The following is a 13,599-nucleotide window of genomic DNA, read 5'->3' on the forward strand; positions in this document are numbered from 1 at the left end:
GGGGCGGGACCCTCCCGCATATGCGGCTGTGCTTCCACCCCTCTTGGCTTCCCCCCCCCCCCCCCCCCCCCCCCCCCGCGCGCCCCCCCCCCCCCCCCCCCCCGGTACGGGGACGGCCCGACAGACCGGTCCGACGGCCATGGACACGGCACCGGACACGGCGCCAGGACTGCGCGGAGGCACGCATGCGGTGGACGGACGGGGAAGGCCACGGCCCCGTCCGGTACGGGCCGCGGCTTCCCGAGGACGGACTGCCGGTGCCGCCCGAGCTCACCGCCGTCCTGGCCGCCGCCGCGGAACGCGTCGACGAGGAACCGGTCGGCGGCGGCGCGGAACTCCTGCGGTCCGCCTGCGACTACTGGGAGCGGCGCGGACTGCCCGTCGGCCCCGGCCGGGTCGCCGCGGGTCCCGGCGCCCCCGCCCTGCTGCTCGCGCTGACCGCCGCGCTCGGCGGCGACATCCTGGTGCCCCGGCCCTGCGCGGCCTGGTGGGCGCCGTATGCGCGTCTGCTGGGCAGAGGCGTCTTCCATGTGGCGACGCCCGCCGAGAGCGGCGGCGTGCCCGATCCGTACGCCCTGCTGGAGACCGTCCGCAGGGTGCGCGCCGAGGGCGGTGACCCGCGGCTGCTGGTGCTGTCCGTCGCCGACGACCCCACCGCGACGGTGGCGCCGCCCGAACTGCTGCACCAGTGCGCCGAGGCGGCCGCGGCCGAGGGCCTGCACCTGGTCAGCGACGAGACCTGGCGCGACACGCTGCACGCCCCGCGGGACACCGTCGTGCTCAGTCCGGCGGAGATGTTCCCCGAACGGGTCACCGTCGTCGTCGACCTGGCCGGTGCCCTGCTCCCGCCGGCCTGGCCCGCCGCGATCGCCCGCTTCCCGGCCGACGCGGACGGGCAGGGCCTGCACGCGCGCGTGCTCGACGTGCTGACCGCGCTCGGCGCCCGCGTCGCCCGGCCCCTCGCCGCCCCGGCCGCCTACGCGTTGCGGGAACCCGAGCCCGTCGCCGCGCACCGGGCCGCCGTCGTGGGCCTGCACGCGCGCGTGGCCGCCGCCCTGCACGCGGCGGTCGTCGCCGCGGGCGCGCTGGCCCGGCCCCCGCAGGCCGGCCGGCACCTGTACGCCGACCTCGGCCCGCTGCGCTCCGCGCTCGCCGCGCACGGAGTCGGCGACGCACAGGAGTTGGAGGACTTCCTCACCGCCCGGCTCGCCATGCCCGCCGCGGGCGGCCACCGCTTCGGCGACGAACTCGACGAACTGCGCGTCCGCCTGGCCACCGGCCCCCTGCTGGGGACCACGCAGACGGAGCGCGCGGAATGCCTCGAATCGCCCACGCCGTTGGAACTGCCACACGTGCAACGCGCGTTGAACCGAGTGACGTCGGTCTTCGATGAACTCCGCGACGACGCTCAGCGATGGGAGCCTCCTCGATGACGCAACAGTCCGAGTCGACCACCACCAGCTCGCCCGGCCGGGAGGACGACGATCCGGCGTCGTCCCGGCCCGCGACCCACTCCCCGACCCACTCCCCGACCCACTCCCCGGCCCTCTCCCCGACCCACCTCTCGCCCCAGTCCTCGGCCCTCTCGACCGCGCCCCGCTCCCCGGCTCTCGCCCCGCCCCGGTCCGCGTCCCTCCCCTCGCCCCCGCTCGCGGCGCCCTTCCCGCCGCTCGCCGAACCCCGGCCGCTGGCCGAGCGCCGGGTGTGGCCGCGGACGTTCCACGACCGCCTGACCGCCCCGCTGCCCGGCCTGATGGCCATGGCCCGCTTCGCCCGCGAGGGCGCGATACGGCCCACCCGCGAGAGCCTCGTCGACATCCCCCTCATCCCCGTCGAACCCGCCCCGCTGCCCCGCGTCGACGCCCGCACGGTCGCCGTGTCCTGGGCGGGACACGCCAGTTGGGTGGTGCGGATCGGCGGGCTGACCGTGCTGACCGACCCGGTGTGGTCCCGCCGCATCCTGGGCACCCCGGCCCGCATCACCCCCGTCGGCATTCCCTGGAGCGAGCTGCCGCGCGTCGACGCGGTCGTCATCAGCCACAACCACTACGACCACCTGGACGCCCCCACCCTGCGCAGGCTCCCGCGCGACACCCCGGTGTTCGTGCCGGCCGGACTCGGCGGCTGGTTCCACCGCCGCCGCTTCACCGCCGTCACCGAGCTGGACTGGTGGGAGGCGGCCGAACTGGACCGGGTGCGCTTCGACTTCGTGCCCGCCCACCACTGGTCCAAGCGCACCCTGACCGACACCTGCCACAGCCTGTGGGGCGGCTGGGTCCTCACCGCCCCCGACGGACAGCGCGTGTACTTCGCCGGCGACACCGGATACGGCCACTGGTTCTCCCGCATCGGACAGCGCTACCCCGGCATCGACCTCGCCCTGCTGCCCATCGGCGCCTACGACCCGCGCTGGTGGCTCAGCGACGTGCACTGCGACCCGGAGGAGGCGGTACGGGCCGTCCGGGACCTGGGCGCCCGCCGGATGGCGCCGATGCACTGGGGCACGTTCGTGCTGTCGGCGGAACCGGTGCTGGAACCGCTGACGCGCGCGCTCGCGGCCTGGGAGAAGGCGGGCCTGGACCGCGCGGACCTGTGGGACCTGCCCGTGGGCGGCTCCCGGGTGCTGGCCTAGGGGATGTCCGGTCGCCGGGTGACGTCAGGTCCGCGTGTCCCGGGCGCTCCCGCGCACCCGCCGCCACACGCTCGGCGCCGCGCTGAGGACCACCGTCAGCGCGACCGCCGCGAGCACGCCCTGCCACGGCTCCGGGAACAGCGACCCGCCCAGGACGCCGATCAGCTGGTAGGTCGCCGCCCAGGCCAGGCAGGCAGGTGCGTTGCCGCGGGCGAAGCGGCGCACCGGCCAGCGCGCCATCAGACAGGCCAGCATCACCGGGATACGGCCGGCCGGCACCAGCCGCGACAGCACGAGCACCGCCACGTCGTGGTCGGCCAGTTTCGCCTGCGACTGCTCCAGCCGGTCCTGCGGCGCCCGCGCCCGTATCGCCTCCAGCCAGCGTGATCCGTTCTTCGACGTCATGCCGCGCCGGCCCAGCCAGTACAGCGTCATGTCACCGAGGAACGCGGCCAGCGACGCCGTCACGAACACCAGCGCCATCGTGAACGGCGCGGCGTGGTGGAAGGCCACCACGGCCGCCGAGCTCACCAGCGCGCCCGTCGGCACGACCGGCACCAGCGCCCCGATCAGCACCAGCAGGAACAGTGACGGATAACCGATCGCCTGCTGCGTCGACTCGGGCGGTACGACCGTCGCGGGGGCCGCCGCCAGCCACGTCACCGGGCGACCTCCGGGCGAGCGCTCTCCCCGTGTCCCAGCCGGTGCACCGTCACGCCGGGCGCGCACCGGGCCGCCCGGCGCACGAACTCGTGACCGGGCGTGTGGAACTCGTGCGGGCGTACGGCGTCCATGCCGATCGGCCAGTAGGTGCCGTAGTGCACGGGCACCGCGCTGCGCGGCGCGAGGCGGGCCAGCGCCTCGGCGGCCCGCCCGGCGTCCAGGTGCCCCTCGCCGAGGTTCGGCCCCCAGCCGCCGACCGGCAGCAGCGCCACGTCGACCGGCCCGACCTCCTTCGCCATCGTGTCGAACAGGCCGGTGTCGCCGGCGAAGTAGGTGCGCGCCTCGCCCTCCAGGACGTAGCCGAGCGCGGGGCAGCGGTGACGGCCCACCGGCAGCCGCCGTCCGTCGTGGAGCGCGGGCACCGCCCGCACGCTCAGGTCGCCGACCCGCACGACGTCGCCGGGCGCGACCTCGGTGACGTTCAGCCGCACGAGCCGGCGCAGCGCCGGTACCGCCCGTGGTGCGCCCCGGGGCACGAGCAGGCGCGTGCCCGGGGCGAGCCGTTCCAGCGAGGGAACATGCAGATGATCGGCGTGCAGGTGCGACACGATCGCCACGTCCGCGCGCCAGGCGCCGGGCGGCGGCAGCGCGCCCCGGCGCCGCCGGAGATGGGCGAGCCGACGGGCGAACAGGGGATCGGTCAGCACCCGTACGCCCGAGTCCTCGACCGTGCAGGTGGCATGACCCCACCAGGTGACCTCCACCGGCACCTCTTTGCCTCCTTCGCGCGACTCCCCGAAGCCTACGGGCAGGAGTAGGGTCGGCGGCGAAACCCGGAGGTGAGGGGAACACCATGGGACCGGTGCGGGTCACGGCGATCGCGAGTCTGACGCCGCTCGAGGAGCTGGACGCCGATCCGTTCCTGGTGGACTCCCGCAGCCAGCACGCCATGTGCGCGCGCTGGGCGGCCGAGCGGGGCTACGTCGTCGCCCGCGAACTGCTGGTTCGGGGGCTCAGGCCGGACCACAGCGTGCTGTGGGACGGGGTCCGCCCGGAGACCGACCTGTTCGTCGCGCCCAGCCGGCGGGTACTGGAGAGCGCGCTGTCGTCCGTGGAGGAGTTCACCGCGGAGTGCGCGCGGCGCGGGGTACGGGTGGAGACCGTCGGCTCCGCGGAGCCCTGCTACGACGCCCAGATGAAGGCCCGCGTCCACCGCCGCCTGTCCATGCCGACAGCCGGCTACGACGGCCGCTAGGTGTATTGACCCGCAGCGCAGCCGACCCGAGCGGGGCCTGGTGCGTGCCCTGCCAAGATCTCAGCGGCACAGCAGGTCGCGCAGCACCCGTTCCAGCGTGCCGTCGAGGTCGCGCCTCCGGCCGTCGCAGCGCCATACGACGACACCGCCGGGGCCGACGAGCAGCGCGCTGCCGTTCGTCAGGCCGTGTGGACCGGCCAAGTCCGCATCGAGGTGGTACACATCGATGGCCACGGAAAGGCGCTGACCGGCCCGGTGGGCGGCGGACTCCCAGGCGTCGCCCTCAGGGCCGACCAGCAGGACGAGACCGGTGCCGTAGAGGTCGAGCGTCGACATCGGCGAAGACGCGTCCTCGGAGACGTACAGATGAGGCGCGCGCGTGCCGGGGGCCCCCTCCGGGACAGCGGCGCCGTACATCAGGACGCTCGTGGGCAGCAGCGTCGAGCCCCTGCCGTGCCCGGGCAGCCGCCAGCGCAGCCGTGCCCGGGCATACGCCTGTCGCATGGCCTGCTCGGCGGCCGGGCGCCGCTCGGCCCCGTACGTGTCCAGCAGCCCCGGACCCGCGCTGCCACGCAGGACGAAGGCCAGCTTCCAGGCCAGGTCGTGCGCGTCCACGATGCCTGTGAGGCCGCCCAGGCTGCCGGTCGGCGGCATTTGATGGGCCGCGTCGCCCGCGAGGAACACCCGGCCCACACGGTATCGTTCGGCGACTCGCGCCCCCACCGGAAACGTGAAGATCCGTCCGGCGCCCGGGGCCTGCTCCAGCAGCCGCACATCCAGTGCGTCCAGTCCGGTCGCCGCTCTGACCCAGGCGGCAGGGTCCTCGCTCGCGATGTCCCCGGACGATACGGCAGTGGCGAAGAACCACCGGGTGCCGGTGGAGTCGAGGGGACCGAGCGTGGTTCCCGGCGCGGGCCGGCCGAGATACGCCATGCCGATACGACGGCCGCGCAGTGCCGGCGACAGATCGGCGTGGATGTGCATGGTGACCATGTGGAAGAGGGTTCCGGGGCCACTGCTGCGGATGCCCAGACGACGGCGGACGGGGCTGGAGGCGCCGTCCGCCGCGACCACGTAGTCCGCCTTGACGGTCTCCTCCGTCCCGCCAGGGCCCCGCAGCCGCGCCGTCACCCCCTCGCAATCCTGCGCCAGGCCGGTGAGCCGCGTGCCGAATCTGAGGTCGCAGCCCCGTTCGCGTACCTGCTGCGCGAGCACGGTTTCGAGCTCGTCCTGGCCGATGGGGACGAACCCGCACGGGGAGACCTGTTCGGCGTCCGCCCCGCCGTCTTCCGGCTCGGTGAGCGGTTCGTGCTCCTCCGACAGAGTGCGGGCGTGGACGGAGACGAGATCGGTGGGCGGGGCGCCGGCCGGACAGCGGCTGACGATCTCGTCCTCCACTCCGGCCTGCCGGTACAGCTCCATGGCCCGAGGAAGCAGGCCACGCAGACGCGGATGGGCAAGGACGCCGTCACGGCGCTCGACCACCAGACAGGGCACGCCGTGCATGCCGAGGAAGAGGGCCGCGGACAGCCCGGTGAGCGAGCCGCCCACCACCAGTACGCCGACGTGCCGCATGGAACACCTTCCACGAGGGGGTGCCGGCCCGCCCGTCAGGGCGGCCCGGCACCTTGTGGGCTCAGTGCTTCTGCATGTACCACGGGGGCCACAGACGCTGGTCCCTGGAAGGTGCGGCGGCCTTCGGCGGGGCCACGTTCACCGCCTTGGACAGCCTCTTCTTCAGCTGCTCCGTCATGGAGTTCACCTCCTTCAACGAAGGTAGAAGGAACCTCCGGCCGGACGGATCGGAGGAACTCGAGGAGACATCGGCTCGGACCCCGGCGGCCTGGGGCCGGCCCGCGGGCAGCCGGCCTCGGCGCCTTCGTCGGACCGGCTCAGGCTTCGGTCATGACGAGGATGCCGCGCTGCGCCAGGTCGGCCAGACAGCTACGGGCCTGCAGCAGTGCCTCGTCCCGCGGTACCTGGCCCGCGACCGCTTCCGCGTACTCGGCGGCGATGTGTTCCTCGCCGCTGCCGTCGCTGAGCTCGAACAGGTACCAGCCGGCCAGGTTCAGCCAATGGACCTTGGGCTTGACCGGGGTGAAGACCATGAGTGCGTCGGCGGCCTCGACGGGGCGCGTGCTCAGGCCGGGCGCCTTGGTGTAGCGGAGATCAGACACGGGCGACCTCCTTCGGCACCGCTGCGGTGGCCTCCAGCAGCCAGCTGACGAACTCCCTGCCGTGATCGGTCAGTTCGTCGCCGCCACGGTCCAGGATCTGCCGACCCAGATAGTGGGCGCGCTCGCTGCCGAAGCGGTACAGGGAAGGTGGGTCGTCGGGCTCGGGGACGCCGAAACGTTCCTTCAGCTCAGGCGTGAGCCTGGCCCGCAACGCGGCCTGGAACAGCACGAGGTGGGCGTACACGTGGAAGGCGCCCAGGGCCCGGTCGAGCGCCCACTCGTTGGGCGCGACCATGGAGGCCCATTTCAGCCACGGCACCCTGACCTTCGGCCCGTCGGCCAGACGCTCGGGGGCGGCGAAGATGCTCGCCGACCGCTGGATGTCGAACAGCTTCAGGTGCAGTCCCTCGTGCAGCGCCGTCTCGGCGAACCGCCATGGACGGGCCATGCGGTTCGGGGAGAAGAACACCACCCCGGGAATGCGTCCCACGTTGCCCGCGAGGAAGGTCTCGCCCTCGGTCCTCACGTCGACGACGCCCACACCGATGTAGTGGGCCGCGACACTTGCTCCCAGCTCGGGAAGCAGGGCGTTCAGGGCCGCGAAGCCGTCGTCGAGCCGCCGCGCGTGCTCGGGCGTGGGCTCCAGGAGGTCACCGGGCACACCACGCAGGAAGTCACGCTCGAAGCTGTTGAGGAACGTACCGCCCAGCGGGGTCGTAGCACCCGAGCCTGTGCTGCACAGCCAGGATTCCCGACCTCGAGTGACCCGCACCCGGCGGCCGGCGGAGACGCTGACGCCGGTCGGCGGGGCCTTGGCGCCATGCAGCTCCAGAACATCGGAGACCAGACGCAGCATGGTCACGACCTCGGTCCAGGCGTCCTCGTCGAGGAAGCCCCGTTCCAGCCGGGACACCGCCTCGTCGAGTGTCACCCGTACCAGCGGGTCCTCCACGACGGCGGTCGGGAGCCGGCCGGTCTCGTCGCGGATACCCGCCGCCAGGCGCTCCACCGTCGCGGACCGCTCGCACAGTAGATCGACCGCGAAACGATAGAATTCGGTGGCCTTCAGAGTGATCCTCGAAGCGTCGCTGAATTCGGGGTGGGACGCAAGCGCTTGTTCGACAGGGACGAGTTCGTCGTCGTGGACGGACACAGAACCTCCTTGGTAAAAGGCTCGGCCGACAGCGTCCGATCAAACGCGCAGTGTTCGCACGACGTCAAGTGTGATGCGTTGCAGTGAAAGTCGAGAAACGGTCTTGTGGCCTGCGGCGGCCCCATATGTCACCGCCCAGGGCCATGAACGCGGAACAGGCGCCTCAGTACGGACGAAATGCCCCGCTCGTCCGCTGTGCCCGCAGGTCAGCATGGGTGGGAGAGCCCCGCGCCACGGGCAGTGGCGCAACTGTTCGCCGCCGGGACAATGCAGGCTGCATCCGCTCCCGGGGCAAGGAACTCCAAAGCCGCATGAATGGCTGATTCCCGGCCTTCGGTACGGCAACGGACATCACCCACTACGGCACGAGTACCGCGACGGCCTGGGGCCGGATGCACCCCCGGCTCACCCACCGCGGCCCTTGGATCAACCATGCCGAGGAAATTCCTTTCCTTCGCCGCTTCGATCTGGAACACACCTTCCGGCCGACGAAGCAGACTCTCGGCTGGACCACCCCGAAGGTCGGGAATTCCGCATGCTCATGCCCATGCCCAGGTGTCTGTCGGGTCCGTGCCGAGGCGGTGGGGGCTCGGAGGGGGTGTGACAGGGTAGGAGGGGTGGGGGCCCGCTGCGGGGGCGGGCCGGGACGTGAGGTGGGCAGGCGTGCGTGGCGGGCGTTGGCGGCGGATCGCCAGTCAGGTGGGGCGGAGCGTCGCTGTCTGGATCGTCTCCACCGCCACCATGCTCGTGCTCGCCGGGATCCTGCCGGACTTCCAGCTCCAGTCCGCGACCGGCGACAGCGCCACCCGGATCGCCGTCACGGCGGCGCTCGGCGCCGGCGCCTTCGGTCTGCTGTCCGCGCTGGTGTGGCCGCTCCTGGTCCGCGCCCTGCTGCTGGTGCCGGCGCTCGTGCTCGGGCTGCTGGTCTTCTTCCTCAACGGCTCGCTGCTGCTGCTCGCCCTGCGCATCAACCCCTCCGGCGACAGCGAGGCCGCGCCCGAGACCGCCGTCATCGTCGCCGCCGTGATGTCCGCCGTGGCCTCCGCCACCGGCGGCGCACTGGCCGTCCGCGACGACGACGCCTACCGGCGCCGTCTCTACCGCCTCGCCCACCGCCGCGGAAGACGCCGGCCGCCCGGCCCGTCCAGCCCGGGCACCGTCTTCCTGCAACTGGACGGCGTCGGCCACGACGTGCTGCTGGACGCCGTCGGCAAGGGACTGGCGCCCACCGTCGCCAGGTGGCTGGACGGCACCCACCGGCTCACTCCCTGGCGCACCGACTGGTCCAGCCAGACCGGCGCCAGCCAGCTCGGCATCCTGCACGGCTCCAACCACGACGTCCCGTCGTTCCGCTGGTACGAGAAGGACAGCCGGGAGGTGATGGTCTGCAACCGCCCGACCAGCGCCGCCGAACTCCAGCGCCGCGCCGTGGCACGCACCGGCGACACCGGCCTGCTCACCGCCGACGGTGCGAGCCGCGGCAACCTCTTCAGCGGCGGCGCGGACGAGCAGGCCCTCGTCCTGTCGATAGCAACCCGTCGCCGCGGCCGGGAGAACCGGTCCCGCGCCGGCTACTTCGCGTACTTCTCCGACCCGGCCAACGCCGTGCGCACCGCCATGTCGTTCGTCGCCGAGGCCGGCCGGGAGATCGGCCAGTCCACCCGGGCCCGCCTGCGCAAGCAGCGCCCGCGGGTCTCGCGCGGCGGCCTCTACCCCTTCGTCCGCGCCTTCGCGACCGTCGTCGAGCGCGACGTCGTGGTCTCCGCCGTGATGGGCGACATGCTCGCCGGGCGCACCGCGATCTACGCCGACCTGGTGGCCTACGACGAGGTGGCGCACCACTCCGGCCCGCTGAGCCGGGACGCCGAGAAGGTCCTCGGACGCCTGGACCGGGCGCTCGCGCTGATCGAGAAGGTCTCCGAGCACGCCCCCCGGCCGTACCGCATCGTCGTCCTGTCCGACCACGGCCAGAGCCCCGGCGAGACCTTCCGCGCCCGCTACGGCCTCGGCCTCGGCGAGCTGGTGCGGGCCGGCTGCGGGCTGCCCGTGCCGCGCAAGGCGCAGCGCACCCACAGCGGCGCCGAGGCCCGCGCCGCGGTGCGGGCGGCGCTGCACCGGCCCGTCGAGGAGGGCGACGAGCGGCACCGGCTGCCGGGGCGCCGCTCGGAACCGATCGTGCTGGCCTCCGGCAACCTCGGCCTGGTGTCCTTCCCGGACGTGCCGCACCGGATGAGCAAGGAGGAGATCGACGCCCGCCACCCGGCGCTGCTGACCACCCTCGCCAACCACCCGGGGATCGGGTTCCTGCTGGTGCGCAGCGAGGAGCACGGCGGGGTCGTGCTCGGCGCGTACGGCGCGGAGGTCCCGCTCGACCGGCTGGAGCAGGATCCGGGTCCGCTGACCGCGTTCGGGCCCGGCGCCGCCGACGCCGTGCGCCGCACCCACTCCTTCCCGCACACCGCCGACATCATGGTCAACTCCTTCCACGACCCGGCCGACGGCGAGGTACTCGCCTTCGAAGAGCAGATCGGCTCGCACGGCGGGCTCGGCGGGGCGCAGGGCAGGCCCTTCCTGCTGTCGCCGCTGGCCCTCTCCGCGCCGGCCGGGGAAGAGTGCGAGCTGGTCGGCGCCGAGCAGGTGCACCGCGTGCTGCGGCGCTGGCTGCGCGAGGCGGACGGCCCCCAGGTCCCACTCACCGAGGACGGCGAACAGGAACGGGCCGCCTGACAGGGGGAGCAGGAGCGGGCCGCCGGGAAATGGGCTGCGCGGGCCGGACCGCACGCTCACACTGGTCCGGAAACCGCGGAACGTCCCAAGGAGCCCCTGCTTTGCAGGCAGCCGTCACCGTCACCCCCGCCCGCATACCCGAACTGCTCCTCGGCCTCGCCACCGTGCGGCCGGTCTTCCTCTGGGGCGCCCCCGGCATCGGCAAGTCCTCCCTGGTGCGGGAGTTCGCCGAGTCCCTGGGCCTGGAGTGCGTGAGCCTGCTCGGCACCCAGCTCGCCCCCGAGGACCTGATCGGCGTGCCGCAGATCCGCGACGGGCGCTCGGTGTTCTGCCCGCCGGAGGCCATCGCCCGCGACGAGCCGTACTGCCTGTTCCTGGACGAGCTGAACGCGGCCGGCCCGGACGTGCAGAAGGCGTTCTACTCGCTGATCCTGGACCGCCGTATCGGCGACTACGAGCTGCCGAAGGGCTCCATCGTCATCGGCGCCGGGAACCGGGCCACCGACAACGCCCTCGCCCGCCCCATCGCCTCCGCGCTGGTCAACCGCCTCACCCACGTGCACCTGGAGGTGTCCGCGAAGGACTGGCTGGCCTGGGCCGCGGGCAACGGCATCCACCCCTGGATCCTCGACCACCTCACCGACCGGCCCGACCACCTGTGGTCCAAGCCGCCGAAGACCGAGGAGCCGTTCTCCACGCCCCGCTCCTGGCACATGCTCTCCGACGCGCTGCACTCCTTCGGCGCCGGCCTCGACGAGGAGACGCTGAAGGTCCTCGCGCACGGCACCCTGACGCCCGCCCACGCGACCGCCTTCTGCGGCTACGTCAAGATCGTGCGCAGCCGCTTCGGCATCGAGGCGATCATCAGGGGCGATGCCGGCTGGCCGCACCGCGTCGAGGACCGCGACCTGCTCTACTACCTCGCCGACTCCTTCCGCGGACGTCTGATCAAGGAACTGCCCGCCGGCAAGGACCACCTGTCGGCGAGCGGCCGGCAGACCGCGTACCGAGCCAAGTCGCTGCTGGTGCAACTCGCCGAGATCTCCGTCGAGGTCGCGCAGACCGTCATCGCCTCCGACCCCGACGGCAATCCCGTCCTGCCGTCGTGGTTCCTGGTGGAGGCGGCGCGGGACATGCCGCGCCTGGTGGAGGCGCGCCGGTGAGCCGTGCCCGCGGCAAGGGGCGGAAGAAGCGGGACCCGGCGGCCGAGGCGTTCGCCGCGGGGATGCGGCTGGTGAAGGCCAACCCGGCGCTCGCGGCCGTCGAGTTCAGCGTCTGCCGGGAGGAGGAGTGCGCCCTCGCGCCCCGCGACGGGCTGGTGCGCGTCGACTCCGGCGCCGTGCTGCACGTGCACCCCGCCCGCATCGCCGACCCGGAGGACTGGGCGTGGGCCCTCGCGCACGCCGTTCTGCACCTCGGCTTCGGGCACGTTCCGGCGGCCAAGGGCGCCCGCGCGCAGCCCGACCGCTGCGAGCTCGCCGCCCGTTGCGCGGTCGTCAACCGCTTCCTGCTCGGCTTCCCCGCCGGCAGGACCCCCGACGACCTGCCGGACTCCTATCCGGACGGCGACGAGGAGCAGCTCGCCGCCCGCTGGCGGCGCGACGGGATCCCGGCCGCCTACGAGCGCTGCGGCACCGCGGGCGACGAGGCTGACCTGCTGCTGGTGACATGGCACGGCTGGTACGGGCAGCCGCCGGACCACCAGCTCGCGTTCGCCACCGCGCTGACCCGCACCGTGTCCGCCGCGATGGACATGGCGGGCGGCCGCCGGGACTCCCTCGGCGGCGAAGCGGCCCCGCAGCGGCCCTGGCAGCGCGCCCTGAGCTGGTTCGTGTCCTCCTACCCCCTGCTGGGCGGCATCGCGGCCGGCATCACCCTGGTCGCCGACGCCGAACTCGCCCGCGCGCACGGCATCTCCGTCGCCGCGGTCGACGCGGAGGCCGGCGAGATCTACGTCAACCCGCTGCGGACCCTCGACGACGAGGAATGGCGGTTCGTCCTCGCCCACGAGATGCTGCACGCCGCCCTGCGCCACGGCGACCGCTGCGGCGCCCGCGACCCCTACCTGTTCAACGTCGCCTGCGACTACGTCATCAACGCCTGGCTGTGCGAGATGCAGGTCGGCACCATGCCCGAGGGCCTGCTGCACGACCCGGCGCTGGCCGGCCTGTCCGCGGAGGAGGTCTACGACCGCATCGCCGGCGACCTGCGCCGCCTGCGCCGCCTGGCCACCCTGCGCGGCAAGGGAGTGGGCGACATCCTCGGCGGACCCCTGGGCCCGCCCGGCGACTACGTCGACCTCGACGAGTTCTACCGCCGCGGCCTGGGCCAGGGCCTGGACCTGCACCAGCGACAGGAGCGCGGCTTCCTGCCCGGCGGCCTGGTCGAGGAGATCCGCGCCCTCAGCCACCCGCCGCTGCCCTGGGACGCCAAGCTCGCCCGCTGGTTCGACGAATTCGTGCCCCGCCCGGAGCCCGTACGGTCCTACGCGCGTCCCTCGCGGCGCCAGTCCGCCACCCCCGACATCCCCCGGGCCGGCCACTGGTTCCCGCCCGAGGAGGTCACCCGTTGCACGTTCGGCGTCGTCCTGGACACCTCCGGTTCCATGGAGCGCACCCTGCTCGGCAAGGCGCTGGGGGCGATCGCCTCCTACGCCGAGGCCCGGGACGTGCCGGCCGCCCGCGTCGTCTTCTGCGACGCGGCCCCGCACGACGCCGGCTACCTGCCGGTCGCCGAGATCGCCGGCCGGGTCAAGGTGCGCGGCCGCGGCGGCACGGTCCTGCAGCCCGGCATCGACCTGCTGCACCGCGCCGACGACTTCCCGCCCGGCGCGCCAGTGCTGGTGATCACGGACGGCTGGTGCGACGTCCTGCGGGTCCGGCGTGAGCACGCCTACCTGATCCCGGAGGGGGCGCGGCTGCCGTTCACCGCTCGTGGGCCGGTCTTCCGGGTGCGGTGACCGGGAATGTGATCGGATGGTGTCCCAAGCAAC

12 protein-coding genes are annotated in these 13,599 nt (G+C 73.5%); 6 read left to right on the plus strand and 6 right to left on the minus strand.

Annotation, left to right across the window (positions count from 1 at the left end):
* The first annotated feature begins 185 nt into the window (after nucleotides 1-185).
* Nucleotides 186-1,433 carry an aminotransferase class I/II-fold pyridoxal phosphate-dependent enzyme gene (locus ACZ5GT_RS38515; RefSeq protein WP_469035963.1) on the plus strand — a complete coding sequence of 416 codons (1,248 nt, stop codon included), beginning with the start codon at nucleotides 186-188 and terminating at the stop codon, nucleotides 1,431-1,433.
* Nucleotides 1,430-2,632: an MBL fold metallo-hydrolase gene (locus ACZ5GT_RS38520; RefSeq protein ID WP_469035965.1), complete on the plus strand. Its 1,203-nt coding sequence runs from the start codon at nucleotides 1,430-1,432 to the stop codon at nucleotides 2,630-2,632. Before ACZ5GT_RS38515 ends, ACZ5GT_RS38520 begins: the two co-directional genes overlap by 4 nt.
* A 24-nt stretch (nucleotides 2,633-2,656) precedes the next feature.
* Here ACZ5GT_RS38520 and ACZ5GT_RS38525 read toward each other — a convergent pair whose 3' ends face one another.
* Together ACZ5GT_RS38525 and ACZ5GT_RS38530 are read right to left on the minus strand one after the other, a co-directional pair.
* Nucleotides 2,657-3,295, minus strand: coding sequence for a DedA family protein (locus ACZ5GT_RS38525; protein ID WP_469035968.1), 639 nt, complete (start codon nucleotides 3,293-3,295; stop codon nucleotides 2,657-2,659).
* Entirely contained in the window at nucleotides 3,292-4,065 is a 774-nt protein-coding gene (locus ACZ5GT_RS38530) for an MBL fold metallo-hydrolase (RefSeq protein ID WP_469035972.1), read from the minus strand. The genes ACZ5GT_RS38525 and ACZ5GT_RS38530 overlap by 4 nt, the downstream gene beginning before the upstream one ends.
* 83 nt (nucleotides 4,066-4,148) lie before the next feature.
* On the opposite strand from ACZ5GT_RS38530, the gene ACZ5GT_RS38535 reads away from it, so the two are divergent.
* Nucleotides 4,149-4,550, plus strand: a complete 402-nt coding sequence (locus ACZ5GT_RS38535; protein WP_469035975.1) for a hypothetical protein — start codon at nucleotides 4,149-4,151, stop codon at nucleotides 4,548-4,550.
* A 60-nt stretch (nucleotides 4,551-4,610) separates the two neighbouring features.
* On the opposite strand, the gene ACZ5GT_RS38540 is transcribed toward ACZ5GT_RS38535, so the two are convergent.
* The 4 genes from ACZ5GT_RS38540 to ACZ5GT_RS38555 all read right to left on the minus strand — a co-directional run bounded on the left by ACZ5GT_RS38540 (nucleotide 4,611) and on the right by ACZ5GT_RS38555 (nucleotide 7,880).
* Nucleotides 4,611-6,125, minus strand: a complete 1,515-nt coding sequence (locus ACZ5GT_RS38540; protein WP_469035978.1) for an FAD-dependent monooxygenase — start codon at nucleotides 6,123-6,125, stop codon at nucleotides 4,611-4,613.
* A 61-nt stretch (nucleotides 6,126-6,186) separates the two neighbouring features.
* The gene (locus ACZ5GT_RS38545) at nucleotides 6,187-6,303 is read right to left on the minus strand and encodes an LWPPW motif RiPP peptide (RefSeq protein WP_469035982.1); all 117 of its coding nucleotides are present in this window, start codon (nucleotides 6,301-6,303) and stop codon (nucleotides 6,187-6,189) included.
* 139 nt (nucleotides 6,304-6,442) lie between these two features.
* Complete coding sequence (locus tag ACZ5GT_RS38550; RefSeq protein WP_469035984.1) at nucleotides 6,443-6,727, minus strand: hypothetical protein; 285 nt, start codon at nucleotides 6,725-6,727, stop codon at nucleotides 6,443-6,445.
* Nucleotides 6,720-7,880 carry an aKG-HExxH-type peptide beta-hydroxylase gene (locus ACZ5GT_RS38555; RefSeq protein ID WP_469035987.1) on the minus strand — a complete coding sequence of 387 codons (1,161 nt, stop codon included), beginning with the start codon at nucleotides 7,878-7,880 and terminating at the stop codon, nucleotides 6,720-6,722. Before ACZ5GT_RS38555 ends, ACZ5GT_RS38550 begins: the two co-directional genes overlap by 8 nt.
* Nucleotides 7,881-8,543: 663 nt before the next feature.
* On the opposite strand from ACZ5GT_RS38555, the gene ACZ5GT_RS38560 reads away from it, so the two are divergent.
* From ACZ5GT_RS38560 to ACZ5GT_RS38570, 3 genes are all read left to right on the plus strand, one after another.
* Nucleotides 8,544-10,607 carry a phage holin family protein gene (locus tag ACZ5GT_RS38560; protein WP_469035991.1) on the plus strand — a complete coding sequence of 688 codons (2,064 nt, stop codon included), beginning with the start codon at nucleotides 8,544-8,546 and terminating at the stop codon, nucleotides 10,605-10,607.
* Nucleotides 10,608-10,708: 101 nt separating this feature from the next.
* A complete protein-coding gene (locus ACZ5GT_RS38565) occupies nucleotides 10,709-11,770 on the plus strand; it encodes an ATP-binding protein (protein WP_469035993.1) in 1,062 nt (353 codons plus the stop codon).
* A gap of 62 nt (nucleotides 11,771-11,832) precedes the next feature.
* Nucleotides 11,833-13,566 carry a vWA domain-containing protein gene (locus ACZ5GT_RS38570; protein WP_469036007.1) on the plus strand — a complete coding sequence of 578 codons (1,734 nt, stop codon included), beginning with the start codon at nucleotides 11,833-11,835 and terminating at the stop codon, nucleotides 13,564-13,566.
* Nucleotides 13,567-13,599: the final 33 nt, after the last annotated feature.

It is taken from the genome of Streptomyces sp. NPDC031340, from assembly GCF_055569945.1.